18 protein-coding genes are annotated in these 19,293 nt (G+C 72.7%); 11 read left to right on the plus strand and 7 right to left on the minus strand.

Annotation, left to right across the window (positions count from 1 at the left end; translation table 11 throughout):
- Positions 1–22: 22 nt before the first annotated feature.
- On the plus strand, positions 23–1,795 hold the full coding sequence (gene argS, locus ACQP09_RS14210) for an arginine--tRNA ligase (RefSeq protein WP_433399191.1): 1,773 nt from the start codon (positions 23–25) through the stop codon (positions 1,793–1,795).
- A gap of 79 nt (positions 1,796–1,874) precedes the next feature.
- Here argS and ACQP09_RS14215 read toward each other — a convergent pair whose 3' ends face one another.
- The 3 genes from ACQP09_RS14215 to ACQP09_RS14225 form a co-directional block, all read right to left on the minus strand.
- Complete coding sequence (locus ACQP09_RS14215; protein WP_433399194.1) at positions 1,875–2,231, minus strand: antibiotic biosynthesis monooxygenase family protein; 357 nt, start codon at positions 2,229–2,231, stop codon at positions 1,875–1,877.
- 28 nt (positions 2,232–2,259) lie between these two features.
- On the minus strand, positions 2,260–2,700 hold the full coding sequence (locus tag ACQP09_RS14220) for a hypothetical protein (protein ID WP_433399197.1): 441 nt from the start codon (positions 2,698–2,700) through the stop codon (positions 2,260–2,262).
- Between the two features lie 105 nt (positions 2,701–2,805).
- Positions 2,806–4,056: a phospholipase D-like domain-containing protein gene (locus ACQP09_RS14225; RefSeq protein ID WP_433399200.1), complete on the minus strand. Its 1,251-nt coding sequence runs from the start codon at positions 4,054–4,056 to the stop codon at positions 2,806–2,808.
- A 377-nt stretch (positions 4,057–4,433) separates the two neighbouring features.
- Between ACQP09_RS14225 and ACQP09_RS14230 the strand changes: the two genes are divergently transcribed.
- On the plus strand, positions 4,434–6,359 hold the full coding sequence (locus tag ACQP09_RS14230) for a CoA transferase (RefSeq protein ID WP_433399203.1): 1,926 nt from the start codon (positions 4,434–4,436) through the stop codon (positions 6,357–6,359).
- Positions 6,356–7,654: an acyl-CoA dehydrogenase family protein gene (locus ACQP09_RS14235; protein WP_433399206.1), complete on the plus strand. Its 1,299-nt coding sequence runs from the start codon at positions 6,356–6,358 to the stop codon at positions 7,652–7,654. Before ACQP09_RS14230 ends, ACQP09_RS14235 begins: the two co-directional genes overlap by 4 nt.
- 63 nt (positions 7,655–7,717) lie before the next feature.
- Here ACQP09_RS14235 and ACQP09_RS14240 read toward each other — a convergent pair whose 3' ends face one another.
- Positions 7,718–9,118: a helix-turn-helix domain-containing protein gene (locus ACQP09_RS14240; protein WP_433399208.1), complete on the minus strand. Its 1,401-nt coding sequence runs from the start codon at positions 9,116–9,118 to the stop codon at positions 7,718–7,720.
- A gap of 205 nt (positions 9,119–9,323) precedes the next feature.
- On the opposite strand from ACQP09_RS14240, the gene ACQP09_RS14245 reads away from it, so the two are divergent.
- From ACQP09_RS14245 to ACQP09_RS14255, 3 genes are all read left to right on the plus strand, one after another.
- A complete protein-coding gene (locus tag ACQP09_RS14245) occupies positions 9,324–10,010 on the plus strand; it encodes a DUF4232 domain-containing protein (protein ID WP_433399211.1) in 687 nt (228 codons plus the stop codon).
- A gap of 158 nt (positions 10,011–10,168) precedes the next feature.
- On the plus strand, positions 10,169–10,954 hold the full coding sequence (locus ACQP09_RS14250) for a helix-turn-helix domain-containing protein (protein WP_433406592.1): 786 nt from the start codon (positions 10,169–10,171) through the stop codon (positions 10,952–10,954).
- A complete protein-coding gene (locus ACQP09_RS14255) occupies positions 10,951–11,196 on the plus strand; it encodes a DUF397 domain-containing protein (protein ID WP_433399214.1) in 246 nt (81 codons plus the stop codon). The genes ACQP09_RS14250 and ACQP09_RS14255 overlap by 4 nt, the downstream gene beginning before the upstream one ends.
- Positions 11,197–11,215: 19 nt before the next feature.
- Here ACQP09_RS14255 and ACQP09_RS14260 read toward each other — a convergent pair whose 3' ends face one another.
- Together ACQP09_RS14260 and ACQP09_RS14265 are read right to left on the minus strand one after the other, a co-directional pair.
- Complete coding sequence (locus tag ACQP09_RS14260) at positions 11,216–11,782, minus strand: dihydrofolate reductase family protein (protein WP_433399217.1); 567 nt, start codon at positions 11,780–11,782, stop codon at positions 11,216–11,218.
- Between the two features lie 225 nt (positions 11,783–12,007).
- Entirely contained in the window at positions 12,008–13,057 is a 1,050-nt protein-coding gene (locus tag ACQP09_RS14265; protein ID WP_433399220.1) for a saccharopine dehydrogenase family protein, read from the minus strand.
- 128 nt (positions 13,058–13,185) lie between these two features.
- On the opposite strand from ACQP09_RS14265, the gene ACQP09_RS14270 reads away from it, so the two are divergent.
- From ACQP09_RS14270 to ACQP09_RS14290, 5 genes are all read left to right on the plus strand, one after another.
- Positions 13,186–14,121, plus strand: a complete 936-nt coding sequence (locus ACQP09_RS14270; RefSeq protein ID WP_433399223.1) for a helix-turn-helix domain-containing protein — start codon at positions 13,186–13,188, stop codon at positions 14,119–14,121.
- 67 nt (positions 14,122–14,188) lie between these two features.
- Positions 14,189–14,536 carry an NIPSNAP family protein gene (locus ACQP09_RS14275; RefSeq protein WP_433399226.1) on the plus strand — a complete coding sequence of 116 codons (348 nt, stop codon included), beginning with the start codon at positions 14,189–14,191 and terminating at the stop codon, positions 14,534–14,536.
- A gap of 102 nt (positions 14,537–14,638) precedes the next feature.
- Positions 14,639–15,472: a DUF4253 domain-containing protein gene (locus ACQP09_RS14280; protein WP_433399229.1), complete on the plus strand. Its 834-nt coding sequence runs from the start codon at positions 14,639–14,641 to the stop codon at positions 15,470–15,472.
- Entirely contained in the window at positions 15,451–17,490 is a 2,040-nt protein-coding gene (locus ACQP09_RS14285) for a hypothetical protein (protein ID WP_433399231.1), read from the plus strand. The genes ACQP09_RS14280 and ACQP09_RS14285 overlap by 22 nt, the downstream gene beginning before the upstream one ends.
- Before the next feature lie 131 nt (positions 17,491–17,621).
- Positions 17,622–18,098: a hypothetical protein gene (locus tag ACQP09_RS14290; RefSeq protein ID WP_030573753.1), complete on the plus strand. Its 477-nt coding sequence runs from the start codon at positions 17,622–17,624 to the stop codon at positions 18,096–18,098.
- Between the two features lie 41 nt (positions 18,099–18,139).
- On the opposite strand, the gene hemB is transcribed toward ACQP09_RS14290, so the two are convergent.
- Positions 18,140–19,144, minus strand: a complete 1,005-nt coding sequence (gene hemB / locus ACQP09_RS14295; RefSeq protein WP_433399234.1) for a porphobilinogen synthase — start codon at positions 19,142–19,144, stop codon at positions 18,140–18,142.
- Between the last annotated feature and the right edge of the window lie 149 nt (positions 19,145–19,293).

Here is a 19,293-nt window from a genome sequence, read left to right on the forward strand (position 1 = left end):
CCTACGGAAACGGCAGCCAGACATGGCCTCGGTCCCTTCCCTCGCTTCCACGCTCCAGCAGCAGCTGGCGGACGCCCTGACGGCAGCTCTGCCGGAGGCCGGCACCGCGGACCCGCTGCTGCGCCGAAGCGACCGGGCCGACTTCCAGGCCAACGGCATCCTCGCGCTCGCCAAGAAGCTCAAGGGCAACCCGCGCGAGCTGGCGGGCCAGGTCACGGCCGCGCTGCCCGCCGGTGAGCTGATCGAGGAGATCGAGGTCTCCGGCCCCGGCTTCCTCAACATCACGCTCACCGACAAGGCGATCGTCGAGACGCTGGCCGCCCGGTACGCCGACGCCGAGGGCCGGCTCGGCGTGCCGCTGAAGGCCGAGGCCGGGACCACGGTCATCGACTACGCCCAGCCGAACGTGGCCAAGGAGATGCACGTCGGCCACCTGCGGTCGGCGGTCATCGGCGACGCCATGGTCAAGATCATGGAGTTCACCGGCGAGAACGTCGTCCGGCGCCACCACATCGGCGACTGGGGCACCCAGTTCGGCATGCTCATCCAGTATCTGATCGAGCACCCGGGCGCCCTGAAGCACGAGGGTGACGCGGCGGACGGCGAGGCGGCGATGTCGACGCTGAACCGCGTCTATAAGGCGTCGCGTGCGCTGTTCGACTCCGACGAGGGCTTCAAGGCGCGCTCGCGGGACCGGGTGGTGGCCCTCCAGGCCGGGGACCCCGAGACGCTGGAGCTGTGGCAGGGCTTCGTCGACGAGTCGAAGATCTACTTCCACTCCGTCTTCGAGAAGCTCGACATGGAGGTCCGCGACCCCGACATCGTCGGTGAGTCCGGGTACAACGACATGCTGGAGGAGACCTGCCGGATCCTGGAGGAGACGGGTGTCGCCGTCCGCTCCGAGGGTGCGCTCTGCGTCTTCTTCGACGACGTCAAGGGCCCGGACGGCAACCAGGTCCCGCTCATCGTGAAGAAGACGAACGGCGGTTACGGCTACGCGGCGACCGACCTCTCCGCGATCCGCAACCGGGTTCAGGACCTCAAGGCCGACACCCTGCTGTACGTGGTCGACGCCCGGCAGTCGCTGCACTTCAAGATGGTCTTCGAGACGGCCCGCCGGGCCGGCTGGCTGGGCGACGGCGTCAAGGCCGTGCAGCTCGCCTTCGGCACGGTCCTGGGCAAGGACGGCAAGCCGTTCAAGACCCGTGAGGGTGAGACGGTCCGGCTGGAGGACCTGCTCGACGAGGCAGTCCAGCGGGCCACCTCGGTCGTCCGGGAGAAGGCCGAGAAGGTGGGCCTGAGCGAGGACGAGATCGTGGAGAACGGCCGGTACGTCGGCGTCGGCGCCGTGAAGTACGCGGACCTGTCGACCTCCGCCGTGCGGGACTACAAGTTCGACCTGGACCAGATGGTGTCGCTGAACGGCGACACGTCGGTGTACCTCCAGTACGCGTACGCGCGCATCCAGTCGATCCTGCGCAAGGCGGGCGACGCGGTCCCGGCCGCCCACCCGGAGCTGGCGCTGGCCCCGGCGGAGCGCGCGCTCGGCCTGCACCTGGACCAGTTCGGCGAGGTGCTGGGCGAGGTCGCCTCCGGCTACGAGCCGCACAAGCTGGCCGCGTATCTGTACCAGCTGGCGTCGCACCTGACCACGTTCTACGACCAGTGCCAGGTGCTCAGCCCGGACAACGCGCCCGAGGTCGTCGAGAACCGGCTCTTCCTGGTGGACCTCACCGCCCGGACCCTGCACCAGGGCATGGAGCTGCTCGGCATCCGGACGCCCGAGCGGCTCTGACCGCGTCCGCTGTACGTACGCCGGCCCCGGCACCTGCCAGAACAGGTGCCGGGGCCGATCGCGTACGACAGGACACCCCTCAGGGCGCGGTGAGCTCCACGACGACGTCGTAGACCGCCGGGTTCGGTGTGACCGGCTGCCGGGTCTCCTCGCGCGCGGCCCGGGTACGGGCGGAGAACTCGGGGTCGGCGGTGGCGGCCTCCCACGCCTCCTGGCTCTCCCAGTGGGAGACGTTGACGAGCTGGAAGCGGGAGTCCGCCGAGCGGGCCCGGTGCATCCGGGAGTCGATGAAGCCGGGCCTGTCCCGCATGAGACGGGCCCGCTCCTCCCACTTCTCGACGAACGCGTCGAGTTCGTCGGCGGCTATCTCGAAGACGTTGATGAAGGTGACGGGCGTTTCCGGGGTGCCGGTGGCTAAGCCGTTGTCGGTGGTCATACCGCAACCCTAGGAGTCGCCCGACCGGCTACTGCGGGCGCCCCAGCGCCCACCCCGAGACGTCCGAGAGCCGTCCGCGCCACAGCGGCAGCGAGACCGCGCTCATGGATCCGGCGAGGAGCGTCACGTCCCGCAGGTGGATCCAGCGCGGCAGCCGGGCCGCCTCGGCGTCCCGCTCCTGGCCGTGCAGCTCCCGTACGCCCTGGTCGACGGTCTCCGGGAACTCGGCGAGCAGGTTGGCGCCCTCGCCCTCGACCTGGCGCAGGCTTCTGGCCCATTCGGCCTTCCACTGCTCATGGCCGATGGCGTCGCCGTGCAGCAGGCCGCCGGGGTGGGTGAGGGTGAGGGGCAGGCCTGCGCGCGGGTCCTCGTCCAGCAGCTGGATGAGCAGCTGGAGCTGGAGGTCGGGCAGGGGCTCGGTGATCACCGCGGCTGCCGGTGCGGGCGAGGTGTCGGCTGAGACGCTCATGGGCCCTTTCCCTTCACATGACGGACGCTGCTCTCCCCGCCTGCCCGGTCAGCCCCTGGCCACACGCGCGAATCCGGCCGGAGAACCTGAGAAAGGTGCCCGGCCTCAGAGGTACCGGCGGATCGGCACCACGGCCGCTTCCCGCGCCCGCTGGAGGACATCGCGCCGCTTCCACCGGCCGCGCTCGATCAGCACGCTCTTCTCGCGGTCCTCGTCGAAGTGGGCGTCGAGCGCGTCCGTGAACTCCCGGTCCATGACCGCGAGCATGACCTCCTCGTCGTGGTCGAGCGAGCGCCGGTTGAAGTTGGTGGAGCCGATGAGCGAGGCGACCCGGTCGATGGTGACGGTCTTGGTGTGCATCATCGTCGGCTGGTACTGGTAGATCTTCACCCCGCACGCCGTCAGCTCCTCGTAGTGCCGCTGCCCGGCGAGCTGGCAGACCCGCTTGTCGGTGTGCGGCCCCGGCAGCAGGATCTCGACCTCCACCCCGCGCCGGGCGGCGGCGCAGAGCAGCCCGGTGAAGTAGTCGTCGGGCGCGAAGTAGGCGGTGGTGAGGCGGATGCGCTCCTCGGCGGATTGGAGGACGACCCGCATCAGGGTCTGCATGTCCTGCCAGCCGAACGACGACGAGCCGCGCACGACCTGGACGACCGCGTCACCGTGGTGGTCGCTCGCCACGAACCGGTCGCGCTCGTCGAACAGTTCGTCCTGGCACTCGGCCCAGTTCTGCGCGAAGGCGGCGGCCAGACCGTCGACGGCGGGCCCGCGGACCTGCACATGGGTGTCTCGCCACTCGTGCTCGTTGCGCGCGTCGCCGCACCACTCCTCGGCTATCCCGACGCCGCCGGTGAACGCGGTGGACTCGTCTGTGATGAGGACCTTGCGGTGGCAGCGGTGGTTCTGCTTGAGCGGCGAGAGATAGAGCGGCTTGCGGAACCAGGCCACCGTCACTCCGGCCTCGTCCATCATGTCCAGCTGGTCCTTCTCGATCAGCCGGGAGCCGAACCCGTCGAGCAGCAGCCGGACCCGGACACCGGCCCGGGCCCGCTCGGCGAGCGCCTCGGCGAAGTCGTTCGCGATGTCGCCGCGCCAGTAGACGAAGGTCATCATGTCGACGGTGTGCTCGGCGGACCGGATCGCCTTCAGCATCGCGCCGAAGATCTGGTCGCCGTTGCGGAGCGGGAGCAGCGAGTTCCCTTCGGTCGCCGCGATCCCGATAAGCCGCTCCAGTCGGCGTCTGAGCCGCAGGGAGCGCCTCTCGCACACATCCGGGTCCAGATCCGCCCGCTGATCGGTCCGCGTGCGGTCGCGCGGATCCTGTTCGGCTCGTTCGGAGGCTTCGGCTATGCCGGACATCGGTCACCTGGGGGTACGGGGGTGGGGCCGCCCGCCGTCCGGAGCGTCGCCGCACCAGGACGGGCAGCCAGGGCGTCGGAGACTGTACCCCCCAGTACGGGCATGACTCCTCCCCCGCCCCACCCTCCGCGCCGGACCTGGCCTCAACTCCCCCGCCGCGCGGCCTGATCCGGCTGAAATCCTCCACCTCACCGCCAAGATGAGTATGGTTAGCCTAACCTAACTAACGACTCGTCTCCGGTCGTCCGAACCGCACCGCCCGCTCCGCCCGCTCCGCCCGCTCCGCCCGCTCCACCCGCTCCGGCCGACCGCACACCGCTCACCCCGCACCGCACGCACGCCGCGCCGCCCGCCACCGGACCACCCCGGAGGACCCGTTGACATCCGCGCCACCGCTCCCGCCGCTTCCGCCCCTCCCCCCGCTCACCACCAGCGAGGCCCTCCCGCTCGACGGCCACCAGCTCCACCTGGACCCCGCACCGCCCGCCGGCCTCGCCACGGCCACCGAGGTCGTCCGCGACCACCTCACCCGGCTCGGCGCCCGGTTCGGTCCCGGCACGGGCCCCTGGCACCCGGGCGGGAGCGCGGGAGCGGCGCGGGACCGGTACGCCACGGCCGGCCCGGAGACCGTCATCGGCCTCGGCGGCCCGCACCGGGCGCGCGGCACGGACCTGACGCTGCGGGGCTGGCCCGCCGGGGACCCCACCCCCTTCGACGAGACCACCGCGCAGGCCGCGACCGGGCTCATGGCGCTGCACGGCCGGGCCAACGGCGGCCCGCGCCCGCTCGGCACCGACTTCCTGGGCGCCGTCGCCGGAACCGTCGCCACCCAGGCCCTGCTGGCCGCCGCCCTCTCCGGCCTGCGCGGGGTACCGGTCCGCTCGGCCCGGGTCAGCGTGGTGGAGGCGGCCCTCTTCTCGCTCGGGCCGTACGTGGCCGCCGCGACGGCCGAGGACGAGCCGGAGGAGGTCCCGAGCCCGCCCTACCGCCGCGCGGCCCGGCCGCCGTTCCTCTCGGCCGACGGCGTGCGGTTCGAGGTGGAGGCGCTCGACGTCCAGCCCTGGCGCGACTTCTGGAAGGCCGTCGGCGCCCCCGCCAAGGACATCGCGAACAGCTGGCGGGCCTTCGCCGCCCGCCACGCCCGCGCCGCCGCACCGCTGATCACGACGCTCGCCCAGTGCGCGGCCCGCCACCGCTACGCCGACCTCCTCCTGATCGCCGAGCGGACCGGCATGGGCCTCTGCGCCCTGCGCACGCTCGCGGACCGGCGCGCCGACAGCGACGTACGGTACGACGACGACCCCTGGGAGCTGCGTGAACTCCCCCGGGACGAGCACGACGGCCTCCCGGCACCCCCGTACGCCTCGGCCCGCCCCCACACCGGCTTCCCGCAGCTCCCGCTCGGCGGCCTGCGCGTCGTCGAGTCCACCCGGAACGTCCAGGGCCCGCTGGCCACCTCCGTACTCCAGGCGCTCGGCGCGCACGTGATCCGGATCGAGCAGCCCGGCGGCGACCCGGCGCGCGGGGCGGCGCCGTCGGCGGGCGGGGTCTCGGCGCGGTTCGCGGCGCTCAACGCGGGCAAGGAGGTCCGCGAGATCGACATCCGTACGGCGGCGGGGCGCCGCGCGGTCGCCGAGGCCGTGGCGGAGGCGGACGTCTTCCTGCACAGCTGGGCGCCGGGCGAGGCGGCCCGGCTCCGGCTCGACGAGGCGGACCTGGCCCGCGTCCGTCCCGGGCTGGTCTACGCCTGGGCCTCCGCCTGGGACCGCGCACCGGACGGACCGCGTCCGCCGGGGACGGACGCCATGGTCCAGGCGTGGTCGGGCGTCGCCGACACGGTACGGACGCCCGACGGCACCCCGGCGCCTTCGCTGGTGACCCTGCTGGACATCCTCGGCGGCCACCTGGCGGCCGAATCGGTCCTGGCGGCGCTGCTGGCCCGCGAGTCGGGCGCGGCGACCGGCCGGCTGCGCGTCGACTCCTCGCTGCTCGGCGCCTCCCGGGTCCTGCTGCGGCCGCTGCTGCGGGGCCTGGACGAGGCCCCGGGGGCCGCGCCGGCGGCGGCCGGTCTCGTCGCGGCGACCGCCGACGGCCTGATCGCGGTCGGCGCGGGGACCGGGACGACCCCGGCCGAACTCGCCACCGCGCCCTCCGCCACCTGGCGGGCCCGTTTCCACGCGGCCGGGATCCCGGCCCGCGAGGTGGTCACCGACCTCGCCGCCCTCCCCCAGGACCCCGCGCTCTCCCCGTACTTCACGCACGACGGCTGCGCCCGCCCCACACCCCTCTGGAGCTTCTCGTGACCGCCGCCACCGTTCCCGTACGGCCCGACGCACCGCACACCGATCCCGTACGGCCCGACGCACCCCACACCGATCCCGTACGCACCGACCAGCAGCGCCCCGACGACGGCCTCCACCTGCCCGCTGCGGCGCTCCCTGCCCTCCCGGCCCTCCCGGCCCTCCCGGCCCTCCCGGCCCTCCCGGCCCTCCCGGCGCTCCCGGCCCTCCCAGCCCTCTCGCACGACGACGCCGTGGCCGCCGCCCGTGCGATCGCTCCTCGTCTCGCGGCGTACGCGGCCGAGGCCGACCGGCTGCGCACCCTGCCGGCCGAGGCGGTCCGGCTCCTCGACGGCGCCCGCCCCTTCGACGTCCTGACCCCGCGGGTCTGGGGCGGCGGCGGGCTCGGCTTCGCCACCGCGCTCCTCACCACCGAGGAGCTGTCCCGGGGCTGCGCGTCGGCCGGCTGGCTGCGCGCGGTCATGGGCGGCAACACCTGGACGGTCGCGCAGTTCCCCCTGGAGGCCCGCCAGGAGGTCTTCGCCGCCCCCTCCAGCCGGATCGCCCTGCAGCTCCGCCTCTCCGGCCCGCCCGCCCAGCGCGTCCCGGGCGGCTATCTGCTGCGCGGGATGTGGGGCCGCTTCTGCTCGGGCATCGACCACGCCGACTGGATCGTCGCCGGGGTCAGCGCCCCGCCCGCACCCGGCGCCGAACCGGAACCGCACCTCGTCCTCATCCCGCAGGAGCGGACGGTCCCCATCGACGACTGGCACACCAGCGGCCTGCGCGGTACGGGCAGCCGCTCGTTCACGGTCCCCGAACTCCTCGTCCCCGACCACCGCGTGCTCCCGCTCACCGCCCTCGACCCCGCCCGCCCGGCGCCGCACGGCCGCCCGAGGACGACGCCGTACCGCATGGCGTTCGAAGCCGTCGGCACGGTGGCGCTCGCGGGCGTCCTGCTGGGCGCGGCCCGCGCGGCGCTGGACACGTACACGGGCTCCGGAACGCGCGGCTCCAGGCTCGACGTGTCCGCGCACACCGCCACCGTCGACACCGCGCGGGCGCTGCTCCTGTCCGGCCTGGACAGGCTCGCCGCCTCCTCCACTCCGGGCGGCACGGCCGAGGAGCGGGCCCGGATGCGCCGGGACATCGCGTACGCCGGGACGCGGTGCCGGGAGGTCGTCAACGCGGTGTACGAGGCGTCCGGTTCGGCCGTGATCTACGACGACGCGCCGGTCCAGCGCATCTGGCGCGACGCCAACGCCGCCGCCCAGCACCCGGCGTTCGACCTCCGCCGCTGGGGCGCGACGCCCTCCTGAGGGGCCATCCGAACGGGGGCGGGCCGCTGCCACGGACAGCGGCCCGCCCCTCCCTCAGCCGGCTCAACCCGCCTGGTACGGCTCCCACTTCACCTCGTCGTTGCCGTACGTGTACATCGGCCGCCCGCGCATCCCGCTCGTCCGGAACGGCTTCCCGTGGTCGTCGATCCGCAGCATCCCCTCACGCCCGCCGCTGCTCCACTTCAACTCCAGGTACCAGGTCACGTCGTACCCCTGCGCCTTCATGTCGAGGTTGAGGACCTCCACGTCCTCGGACGACACCTTGTACGGGAACGGCTTGGCCGGGATCGTCCGGTCGCCCTGCGTCCCCGGTACGGGCGTGATGATCGGGTGGCCCGTGTCCAGGTCGGAGGCGAAGGTCTGCGGGACGATGCTGCTGCCGCAGCCGTTGCCCATCAGGTACGCCGACCAGGGCAGCGGCGCCTTACGGGACAGCACCCGCACGTACAGGCCCTTCAGGACGACCGCCTCGCGCGAGGTGCCCTGGACGGTCAGCTGGAGCAGCATGTTCCCGGCGTCGACCCCGCCGTACGACCGGGCCCAGCCCCGCCGGTCCTGCGGCGGAGGCGGCGGAGCCACGCCTTCCGGCCCCCGGTCCAGCAGGTAGAACTGCCCGCAGGGTTCATCCCAGTTGTACGAGGAGATGGTGACGGCGGGCGGCGCGCCCAGGCCGGTACGCGGGCTGCCTTGGGGCTGCTTCTCGGCGGGACCGGCGGGGCCGGTGGGTGGGGCGGGCGCGCCGGGCTCGGCCGAGGGGGCGGTGGAGGGCGTACCGGAGGGCGTAGGGGAGGCGCTCGGTGTGGAGGAGCCCGCTGGCTCCGAGGGCCGGGGGTCGGTGGAGGCGGGCGGCGTGAAGGTGTCGTCGTCCGCACGGGGCCCCGAGCCCGGGGCGCTCGCGCCGTCCTCCGCCCGCGACCCGACGAGGTCGGCGGCGACGACGGTGGTCGGCACGAGGAGGGCGGCGGCCCCGGCGGCGGCGATGAGCACCCGCGTACGCCGGGAGAGCCGGGCCCAGGAGGACGCCGGCGGTTCGGGCTTCTCCGTAGAGGCCGTGGAGGGCTCCGGTGCGGGCTCAGGCGAGGGCGAGGACGCGGGTGCGGGCTCAGGCGAGGGCGAGGACGAGGACGCGGGCGAGGATGCGGGCGTGACCTTGGCCGGAACCGGAGCCGCCGGTTCCGAACCCGCCACCGGCCGCCGCCGGGCCGCGTCCGCCACGATCCACCCCCGGTGCACCTCCACCAGTTCGTCCCCCGCCGCCCCGCACAGCCGGGCGAACCGCTCGACCGGGGCGTACTCGTTGGGCACCGCGTCACCGTTGCAGTACCGGTGGAGCGTCGACGTACTGACGTGCAGTCTCCCGGCCAGCACCCCGTAGCTTCGCCCCGAACGGTCCTTCAGTTCCTTCAGCAGGGCCGCGAAATGCTCGGCCTCCGGCGTCGCCACGACGGCGTTCCCCTCCCGTGTCCGTCCCTGTGTCCGTCCCGGAACGGCGTTCCAGGGGCGCGGAATTCCCGCAGGTCACCGTATGCGTAGACGTTCCAGCATCCCCAATGGTTCGCCGGGCGTTGCGGCCGGAATCAGCCACCCCACAAGCTCGGACCAGACCGCAGCAAGAACCGCTGTACCGAACACGGGGAGTACCACAGCCATGCGCACCAACCGCATCCGCATCACCGCACTCACCGCCACCGCCCTGGTGGCCGCCCTCTCGCTGACCGCCTGCGGCGGCGACGACCAGGCCATGGGGACCAAGTCGGCCGGCTCCGCCGAGACGGCGACTCCCGCGGTGACGACCCCCGCGGCGACGAGCACCGACGACAAGGCCCGGACGGCGGACGCGCCGGAGGCCGGCACGCCCGAGACGCAGACCGTCCCCACCGAGGGGAAGCGCGCGGGCGGCAAGACGCCGCAGGCGGCAGCGATCCCGGCCTGCACGCCCAAGAACTCCACGGTCAAGGTCTCCAAGGTGAGCCGCCCGATCAACCACCTGCTGCTCACGGTGACCAACACCGGCTCCACGGACTGCTCCGCCTACCACGCGCCGTTCCTCCGCTTCGACGACGCGCAGGCGGTGTACCCGGTCCTCGACGACAGCAAGCCGCAGGCGGTCGTCACGCTCGCCCCCGGCGAGGAGGCGTACGCGGGCATCGCACTGCTCGGCGAGCCCGGCGAGGACAAGCCGGTCAGGAGCGACAACCTCGGCGTGATCATGGTCGACAAGAACAACAAGTCCAAGGGCGAGTCCACGCTGAAGCTCCCGGCGAAGACCTACACCGACAGCCGGGGCTTCGTCACCTACTGGCAGTCGGACGTCGAGGACGCCCTGATGTACTGAGCCCGACGGGGACACCGCAGGCCAGTGCCTGACGTGCGGTAACTGTGCGCGACCCGTACACATTTGTTGTACGGGTCGCGCATGCGTGAAGTGGTTCCCGGGGTGGGAGTGGGAACCGTATGCACTCCAGAAAGCGACAGCGTAAGAACGCGTCGACGATGAAGCTCGTGGGCAAGCTGCTGGCCCGGTTCCGCACCGAGGCGGGCATGACCCAGGTAGAACTGGCCCAGGCCGCGGGCGTACAGGAGGACACGGTCGCCTCCATCGAGCAGGGCAGACGCTCGCTCGTGCCGGATCTGGCGGAGACGATCGACGATCTGCTGGGCACCAAGGGCGCGTTGGCGACGGCGGTCGACAACATGCCGGAATACGACCTGATTCCGCTGTGGGCCGAGCACTACCTCAACATGGAGCATGAGGCGCTGGCGCTCTCCTGGTACGACAACCAGGTCATCCCGGGCCTGCTCCAGACAAAGGCGTACGCGGACGCGGTGTTCAGCAACAGGATCCCGGCCTACAGCCCGGAGGAGATCGAGACGCAGACGGCGACGCGACTGCAACGCCAGCAGATCCTGGACCGGAAGAAGCCGCCGACGATCAGCATGGTGATCTGGGAGCCGGTCCTGATGATGAAGCTGACGTCGGACGAGGACCACCGGGAACAGCTACGCCACCTCTACGAGATGGCCCAACTCCCGGGTGTCTGCCTCCAGGTGCTCCCACTCGACAGCAAGGCCCACGCGGGCCTCAACGGCCCCTTCACCCTCCTGGAATCCCCGGATCACCAGCACATCGCCTACACCGAGACCCAGCGCGGCAGCCACCTGATCTCGGACCGGAACGAGATCAGCATCCTCGCCCAGAAATATGCGATGCTGCGAGCCCAGGCGCTCACCCCTCTTGAGACCCTGCGCCTGCTGGCCCGTTTACTGGGAGAGACATGAGCACCGCAGCACTGAACTGGTTCAAGTCGAGCTACAGCGGGGACGAAGGCGGCCAGTGCCTCGAAGTCGCCTACGACTGGCGGAAGTCGAGTTACAGCTCCGACGAAGGCGGGGCCTGCGTCGAGATCGCCGCGCACCCCGCCGCCGTCCACGTCCGTGACTCGAAGGACACCGAGGGCCCGACCTTCGCCGTCGCGCCCACCGCCTGGTCGGCGTTCGCCGCCTACGCGGCCACTGCCTGACCCCGCATCGCCGTAAGCCTCACGCCCGGACCGTCTCGTAACGGAGCATCGCGACCCCGTTCCCGAAGGTCCGGGTCTCCATCAGCCGGAGCATCTGCCGCTCCTCGGTGTCCCGGAAGAAGGGGCGGCCCCGGCCGAGGATGACGGGGTGGACGTAGACCCGGTACTCGTCGATCAGATCGGCCTGCCGGAACGACTCCAGCAGCTCCGCCCCACCGACCGCCAGATCCCCCGAGGCAGCGTCCCGCAGACCGCGCATCTGCTCGGGGTCGACCTCGTGCAGCAGCGTCGCGTTCGGCCCCACGCGCTCCAGCGTCCGCGAGACGACGAACTTCGGCATGTCCCGCCAGATCCCCGCGAACTCGGCCATCGGGCCTTCGTTGGCCGGGTCCTGATCGGCGGTCGGCCAGAACTCCTCCATCAGCTCGTAGGTGACGCGCCCTTCGACGAAGCCGCCCATGGTCCGGAAGTAGTCGTTGAAGTGCTGGTGCAGTTCCTCGTCGACGGTGTGCCATTCGATGTCGTGGTCGGGCCCTTCGAAGAACCCGTCGAGGGAGAGCGAGATGGAGGTGATGATCCTGTTCACGGCGGCTCCTGCCGGATCGGCCCGGCGGCGGTGACCGGGCGGCGCACAACGGGGCTCGAAGATACGCCTCCTGCACCCCGTCCACCGGCAAATGGACCCTGCCGGCCCTGTTCACGAGTTCGGGCAGCACCTGTGCTGGTGAGGGAATCGAACGAGGACGCCGAGACCTGTTGTCGACGCTGCTCGCTGAGGGCGCACGTCCGACGGCCGGACGAAGGGCTCGGGTCAGGCGTTCTGCTTCTGCGGGTGCAGATCGAGTGTGATGTGCGGGTGGAGCGCGTGCAGGAAGTCGGGGGCGTCGAAGATCTCGCCGGCGGAGACGACGCCGACGGTCTTGGTCCGGCCGGTCAGGACGCGCTCGAGGGCCTCGGTGACGAGGGGCGCGGTGACGGCGTAGATGTCCTGCCCGCCGGCCGTGGCCCGGCGTTCGGCTCCGCCGGAGCGGACGACGACGTCGACGAGGAAGGTCTGGTCCGAGCGCCCGCTCTCGTCGGCGGCGGTCGGGGCCGGCGTGTGGAGGGCCGCGACGTCTCGGACCGCTTCGGTGGTCATGTAGGTGGTCACATCGGGGATGGAGAGGTGCTGGGGGACGGTGACGACGTCCGCCATGGTGAACTCCCCGATCACCGGCCGGAGTCCCATCGGTTCCGGGAAGGCCCACTCCCGGATGGGCGCGGCGTCGGTGCGGTGCTCCCACTGCCCGCCGCTGTAGCGCAGGCGGTGATCGCCGCGTCGCTCGCGGGAGACCGCACCCGAGAGCCGGGTACCGGCGGTGGGGTGCCAGTTGCTGAGCGCGTAGGCGATGTGTGCCTCGTCGGCTTCGGTCCAGTCGCCCATCGCAGCGGTGGCCAGCAGGTCACCGAGGCCTCCGAAGAAGGCCATGGCCGGAACGATCACCGCTGCCGCATCCCGGGCCCGCTCACGGTAGTGGGCGAAGGTGTCGAGGTTGGCCTCAAGCTCAGCGGCTACGTCCAGGTAGGGGATCTTCGCGCGGAGCGCGGCCTCGATCACCGGGCCGGCGGTCGACGCGAAGGGGCCGGCGCAGTTGATGACCGCCGCCGTTCCCGCCAGGGCCCGGTCCAGCGAGGCCGGGTCGTCGACCGACGCCACCCGGGCCTCAAGGCCGTGCTCGTGCGCCAGCTCCTCCAAGGTCCGCACGTTGCGCCCGGACAGCACCGGGACGAACCCACGCGCGGCCAGCTCCGCGACCACGAACCGCCCGGTGTGACCGTAAGCGCCGAACACCGTCACCAGCTGACCTGAACCTGACCCCATGAGACCGCTCCCGTGTACGCGAACACCCGCTGCGGGACTGATCCGCTGCGGTCTGACAGCCTCATCCTGTCCCTCCGGCAGCACCCCGCACGAGCGTCGGAAACGACAGGCCACGTACAGTTTCGGACATGCCCGCTGTTGCGCTGGCCGTCACCGACGGCATGCTCCACTACGAACTGTCCGTGGCGGTCGAGGTCTTCGGAACCGACCTGACCCACATCGTGGACCCCTGGTACGACTTCTCCCTCTGCGGGAGCGGTCCGGTGCACGTCGACCGCTTCCGCCTGGAACCCGACCACGGACTCGACCACCTCGCGCGCGCGGACACCGTGATCATCCCCGGCTGGGCCGACACCGACTGTGACCCGCCCGCTGAGCTGGTCGAGGCGGTCCGTGCGGCCCACGCGGCCGGTGCCCGCGTGGCCTCACTGTGCACGGGCGCCTTCGTCCTGGGCGCGGCAGGACTGCTCGACGGCAGGCGCGCCACCACACACTGGGCCCACACGCGGGAACTGGCCCGGCGCCACCCGGCGGCCACCGTCGATCCGGACGTCCTCTACGTCGACAACGGCGATGTCCTCACCTCCGCGGGCAAGGCCGCCGCCATGGACCTGTGCCTGCACCTGGTCCGCCTCGACCATGGCTCGGCCAACGCCAACAAGATCGCCCGACGCCTGGTCATCCCGCCCCACCGCGACGGCGGGCAGGCCCAGTTCATCGCCGCCCCCCTCCCCGCCCCGGGCAACCACCCCTTGCGCGAGCTCTTCCCCTGGGCGCTGGAGCGGCTGGACCAGCCACTGACCGTGGAGAACCTGGCCCGCCAGGCCCGCATGAGCTCACGCCACCTCAGCCGCCACTTCAAGCACCTCACTGGCACCACGCCACTGCAATGGCTCCACTCCCAGCGCATTCGCCACGCACAAGAGTTGCTGGAGACCACCGACGCCACCGTGGAGACCATCGCGGCGGCCACCGGCATGGGCACCGCCACGACCTTGCGCCGCCACTTCCACCGCAGCGTCGGCGTCCCACCCGACACCTACCGCCGTACCTTCCGTCCCTGAAGGGTTGCACCAAGGGCGGGGCGGCCCATCCGGTCCTGATCCGCCGGACACGCCCTAGCCTGAGCACATGATCACCTGTGTCGTGCGGTACACCATCGACCCGAAGAAGATCGCGGCCTTTGAGCGGTTCGGCACCCGCTGGATGGAACTGGTGCAGGCCCACGGCGGCACGCACCACGGCTACTTCCTCCCGGCGGAGGGCGCGAGCGACGAGGCGCTGGCCTTGTTCAGCTTCCCGAGCCTGGCCGCGTACGAGGAGTACCGGCACCTGTTCGGCCGGGATCCGGCGTTCATAGAGGCGGACCGCATCCGGGACGAGAGCGGCTGCGTACTGCGGTACGAGCGCACCTTCATGCGCCCGCTGCTCCCGGACGACCTGGCCGGCGGCCTCGCGGAGTCCGCCCCCACGCCCTAGCCCCGCAGCCACCCCCGTCGTCCTGGCCCCGAAGCCGCCCCCGTCGTCCGGCCGACGTCACCGCCCCGCTCGTTGTCAGTGCCGCCGCCTAGGCTCCCCACCATGGCGACGCTCCCGAATCCTCTCCCCGACCCGGCCTCCTCCGGCCTGGATCTCCCGCCCGGCTCCCTGGTGGACGCCACGCTGGACGGCCCCTGGCCCGAGCCGTTGCTCTGGTACGCGGACGGCCCGGCGGCCCCGGGCGACTGGCCGGACCTGCGGGCGGCCGGGCGGCGGGTAGGGCTGCTGCCGGTGCTGGTCACGGGCGGCCACCGGGACCAGTGGCCGGAGCAGTGGGACCTCTGCCCGGACGGCACGTCGTATCCCGGCGACCACGACGCCGAGGAGGTCCTCGCGGGGTACTGGGCGGACCACGTCGACCACGCTGACGACGAGACCGGCGACGGCGCGGCAGCCGACGAGGACGCCCCGGGCCCCGGCTCGTCCTGGCCCGGTCTCGCGCCCGTTCCCGCCCGGGAGGCCGCCGAGGACGCGGACACGGCGGCCGCGGGCCTCGCGGGCGTGATCGCCGCCGCCGCGGACGACTCGCTCGGCGGAGCCCGCATCGCCCTCGTCCCGGCCCGCCGCAGCGCCGACATACCGGCGGCGATCGGCTGGTCCGGCCCGGTGAACCACGAGAACGACGTGGCCCGGCTCTGCGCGGTGCTCCGCTCCTGGGAGGACCGGTACGACGCGCGGGTCGTGGTGCTCGGTTTCGACACCATGACCGTCTCCGTGGGCCGCCCGCCGACCACCCTGGCCGAGGCCCGCGCGCTGGCCGCCGAGCACTATGCCTTCTGCCCGGACAACATCGACCAGTCCCCGCCGTACGACCTCGACGTCTACGCGGAGAAGGCGGTCCTCAACCAGGAAGCGTGGTCGTTCTGGTGGGACTGAGCACGGACCTCAGCAGCATCAAGGCCTGGTGGCGCACGCTCGGCGGCGACAGCTTTGTCGCCCTGCCGCCGCCGACCCGGAGCCGCTACACCCAGTCCGACGGCCACGAGGACGCCGCCGAGCTGTTCGCGGCCCGGGGTGTCGGCCCGGACGCCTCCTTCGCGTACTGGCACTGGCAGTCCCACGCCGCCTTCGACCGCTCCGGCACGCTCACCGGCGCGCTGTACCTGCACTGGGGCGGCGACCACGCCACGGTCGCCGCCGGTCTCGGGGACGGCCCGGACGGCTACCGGATCGTCAACGGCGGCCCGCGAGGCGCCTTCCAGCTGGACCGGGTGACGGCGGCGGACGCCGACGGGCTGCCCGACCCGCAGGACGAGACCGGAGTACGCCAACTCCTCGACCGGCTCGGCACGTCCCGCCACCACGACTCGCCCGCCCCGCTCACCGGACCCGAGGAGCGGTGGCTGCACGACCGGCTGGCCGGGCCGGTGGAGCCGGACCGGGTCGCGGGGTTCGCCGCCGCGCTGGAGCTGCGCCGGGCGCTGACACCGGACGAGACGTCACGGCTGCTGGCCGCCTGGCAGGAGGAGTACGCCGGCCGGCTCTCCGCCTGGCCCGGCCGGTGGCCCGTCCTGAACGCGCTGCTGCGTCAGGAGCGGGACGAGGCCTGGGACATGGCCGCCGCTCTGGGCCCGGCCGCGGCGGAGACCCTCGCCGAGCACCCGTCCCCGCAGGCCCTGACCACCTTGCGCGCGATGGCCCTGGCCGGTCACGACAGCGCCGTCCCCGCCTGGTTCCGCACGTACCGCACGCTCCACGAACCGGACCCGCACCAGGCGGCCCGTACGCTCTCCGACCAGCTCACCGGGGCTCCTCGGGAACCCGCCCGAGCCGCCGCCCTGCTGACCGCCCTCCGCACCGCCGTCACCAACGACTGGCGCGCCGCCCACCCGGAGGCGGACCGCGCCGCCGCCCAGGCGTTCGCCGCCCTCACCACCGTCCGCCTCACCACCGACGACCGCCTGCCGCGCCCGCTCCGCGTGGCGGCCGCGCACGCGGCGTACGACCACCTCACCCGCGTACGCGAGGAAGCCGCCCGGCTCACCGGTCCCGAGGCGGCCGACGCGCTCGCCGCCGCCGACCGGTACGAGGCCGCCCGCGACGACCTGCTCGCCGGCACCGGCCCGGACCTCACCACCCACGAAGGCGCGCTCGGCGACCTCTGGCACCGCTACCGCACGCTCTCCCCCGCCGACGTCCACTGGCTGCGCGACCGCCTCGCCGACCCCGCCACCGGCGTCCAGGGCATCGCCTTCTGCCTGGAGCTGCTCCAGGCCCACGGCCAGGCCACCGAAACGGACCTGCGAGCCCTCCTGCCGCGCTGGAAGAAGGAGCTGACCAAGCAGTACCGCACCACCTACACCGAGTGGCGCCACCCGCTGGTCACCCTCACCTGCCTCGCCCAGGACCTCGCGCACCCGGCCGCCGACGAGCTGCTGTCCTGGTGGGCGAAGCCCAAGCCGCTCTGGAAGGCACCGCTCCGCCTCCTCACCCACCTGGGCGCGCCGGACGAGACCCGAGCCGCCGAGCTGTGGGACTTCGTGGCCTCCGGCGCCCACGACACCGGCCACCTCATGACCTGGGTCCTGCTCCGCGCCCGCCTCGACGACACCCACCCGCTGCACGTCGCCGAGCGGCTGATCGGCGAACCGGGCATCAGGCCGCACGTCCTGCACCGGGTCCTGATCGGCGTGGCCGACCCCGCCCAGCCGCTCTGGCACTACGCCATCGACCCGCGCAGTCACAGCTGGTGGCGGCGCGCCCAGGAGGTGGCGGACGACCCCCGCCTCTCCGCCGAGGCCCGCGCGATCGGTCTCAAGGCGGCGAGCGAGCACTACGTCATCCGCCACCCGGACCAGGTCCGCCCACCGCTCACGGACGGCGAACGCGGCGCGGCCCGCGCCTGGCTCGCCGCGAGGACAGGCGAACCGGCGGACCTTCCGGCGGCCGGCTGAACCCCGGTACTCACGCGAGCGACCGGCCCCGCCGCGTGGGCCTGTCACTGGCCGCACCTGCCACCGCGATGGTCACTTTCGTAGCATTCATGGCACAGGTCGACTGGCCCTGACAGAAAGTGTCCACCCCCATGAACGACACGCACCCCCCGACCACGGCAGCCGCCGCAGCGGCCGAAGCCGCCGAACGCCTGATAGCCGAGTACCGCGCACTGCCCCCGGGCAGTGACCGCAAGCGCGAGATCATCACCGAGCTGGACGCCAACGCGCAGGCGCTGCCGTTCCTCGTCTCGGTGGTCGCCGACGCGGAGGAGTACGACCTCGCCCGCGTCGAGAGCGCCACCGTCCTGCGGGTCTGGCCCCCGGACGACCCCGACCTCCGCCGCCGCGCGGGCCGCGCCCTGCTCACCGCGCTGCGGGAGCCGGAGGAGGACCTGGTCCGGCAGTACGCGGCGATGTCGCTGGCGCCCTACACCTCGGACCCGCTCGTCGCGATGGCCCTGGACTCCACGGCCCGCGCGGACCAGGACCCGCTCGTACGGGACAGCGCCCGCTTCTCCATCAAGGAGGCCCACCGGCTCCAGGAGACCGGAGCGGGTGGGCCCTGAGTTCTTTTCCGGCCTCCAGGGCAGCCCCTGAGGACGACGGCTCAGTCCCGGCCGCGCCCGAGCCACTGGGCGACCTCGGTCGCCCAGTAGGTGAGGATCATCTGCGCCCCGGCCCGCCGGATCCCGGTCAGGCTCTCCAGGATCGCCTTGTCCCGGTCGATCCAGCCCTTCTCGGCGGCGGCCTCGATCATCGCGTACTCGCCGCTGATCTGGTACGCCGCGACCGGCACGTCCACCGACTCCGCGACCTTGGCGAGGATGTCCAGATACGGCCCGGCGGGCTTCACCATGACCATGTCGGCGCCCTCCTCCAGGTCCAGCGCCAGCTCCCGCAGCGACTCCCGGGCGTTGGCCGGGTCCTGCTGGTAGGTCTTGCGGTCGCCGGTGAGCGAGGAGCCGACGGCCTCGCGGAAGGGGCCGTAGAAGGCCGAGCTGTACTTCGCGGTGTAGGCGAGGATCGACACGTCCTCGTACCCGGTCTGGTCCAGGGCGTCCCGGATCACCCCTACCTGGCCGTCCATCATCCCGCTGGGGCCCACCACATGGGCCCCGGCGTCCGCCTGGACCTGGGCCATCTCCGCGTACCGCTCCAGGGTCGCGTCGTTGTCCACGCGCCCGTCGGCGTCCAGGACCCCGCAGTGCCCGTGGTCGGTGTACTCGTCCAGGCACAGGTCCGACATGACCACCAGGTCGTCCCCGACCTCCTCGCGCACCGCCCGCAGCCCGAGCTGGAGGATGCCGTCCGGGTCGGTGCCCGCCGTGCCCCGGCCGTCCTTCTTCGCGTCCTCCGGGACACCGAAGAGCATGATCCCCGAGACCCCGGCCGAGACCGCCTCGACGGCCGCCTTCCGCAGGGTGTCCAGGGTGTGCTGGTGCACGCCGGGCATGGCCGAGATGGCGACCGGGGCGTCGATGCCCTCCCGTACGAACGCGGGGAGGATCAGGTTCGCCGGGTCGAGCCGGGTCTCGGCGACCATCCGCCGCATCGCCGGGGTCGTCCGCAGCCGCCGGGGGCGGGAGCCGGGGAAGTTTCCGTACGCAGTCATCCTTCGACGATAGACCCGCCCACATCACCCGCTTACCGACACCTGCGCCGGGAAAGGCCCCGGCGCAGGCTATGAACAGGCCCTTGCGCCCGGCCCGGAAAAGACCGGTGGGCCCGGTCGCCGAAGCGACCGGGCCCACCACCCCCGTA

This window comes from Streptomyces sp. CA-146814 (genome assembly GCF_050942385.1).
In the GTDB taxonomy this organism is placed as follows: Bacteria; Actinomycetota; Actinomycetes; order Streptomycetales; family Streptomycetaceae; genus Streptomyces.

Excerpts from the sequence above, each read along its gene's own strand:
- ACQP09_RS14290 (WP_030573753.1), top strand. The coding sequence starts at position 17,622 with ATGAACGACACGCACCCCCCGACCACGGCAGCCGCCGCAGCGGCCGAA.
- ACQP09_RS14280 (WP_433399229.1), top strand. The coding sequence starts at position 14,639 with ATGGCGACGCTCCCGAATCCTCTCCCCGACCCGGCCTCCTCCGGCCTG.
- ACQP09_RS14225 (WP_433399200.1), bottom strand. The coding sequence starts at position 4,056 with ATGTCCGGCATAGCCGAAGCCTCCGAACGAGCCGAACAGGATCCGCGC.
- ACQP09_RS14250 (WP_433406592.1), top strand. The coding sequence starts at position 10,169 with ATGAAGCTCGTGGGCAAGCTGCTGGCCCGGTTCCGCACCGAGGCGGGC.
- ACQP09_RS14220 (WP_433399197.1), bottom strand. The coding sequence starts at position 2,700 with ATGAGCGTCTCAGCCGACACCTCGCCCGCACCGGCAGCCGCGGTGATC.
- ACQP09_RS14215 (WP_433399194.1), bottom strand. The coding sequence starts at position 2,231 with ATGACCACCGACAACGGCTTAGCCACCGGCACCCCGGAAACGCCCGTC.
- ACQP09_RS14265 (WP_433399220.1), bottom strand. The coding sequence starts at position 13,057 with ATGGGGTCAGGTTCAGGTCAGCTGGTGACGGTGTTCGGCGCTTACGGT.
- ACQP09_RS14270 (WP_433399223.1), top strand. The coding sequence starts at position 13,186 with ATGCCCGCTGTTGCGCTGGCCGTCACCGACGGCATGCTCCACTACGAA.
- ACQP09_RS14255 (WP_433399214.1), top strand. The coding sequence starts at position 10,951 with ATGAGCACCGCAGCACTGAACTGGTTCAAGTCGAGCTACAGCGGGGAC.
- argS (WP_433399191.1), top strand. The coding sequence starts at position 23 with ATGGCCTCGGTCCCTTCCCTCGCTTCCACGCTCCAGCAGCAGCTGGCG.
- ACQP09_RS14275 (WP_433399226.1), top strand. The coding sequence starts at position 14,189 with ATGATCACCTGTGTCGTGCGGTACACCATCGACCCGAAGAAGATCGCG.
- ACQP09_RS14245 (WP_433399211.1), top strand. The coding sequence starts at position 9,324 with ATGCGCACCAACCGCATCCGCATCACCGCACTCACCGCCACCGCCCTG.
- hemB (WP_433399234.1), bottom strand. The coding sequence starts at position 19,144 with ATGACTGCGTACGGAAACTTCCCCGGCTCCCGCCCCCGGCGGCTGCGG.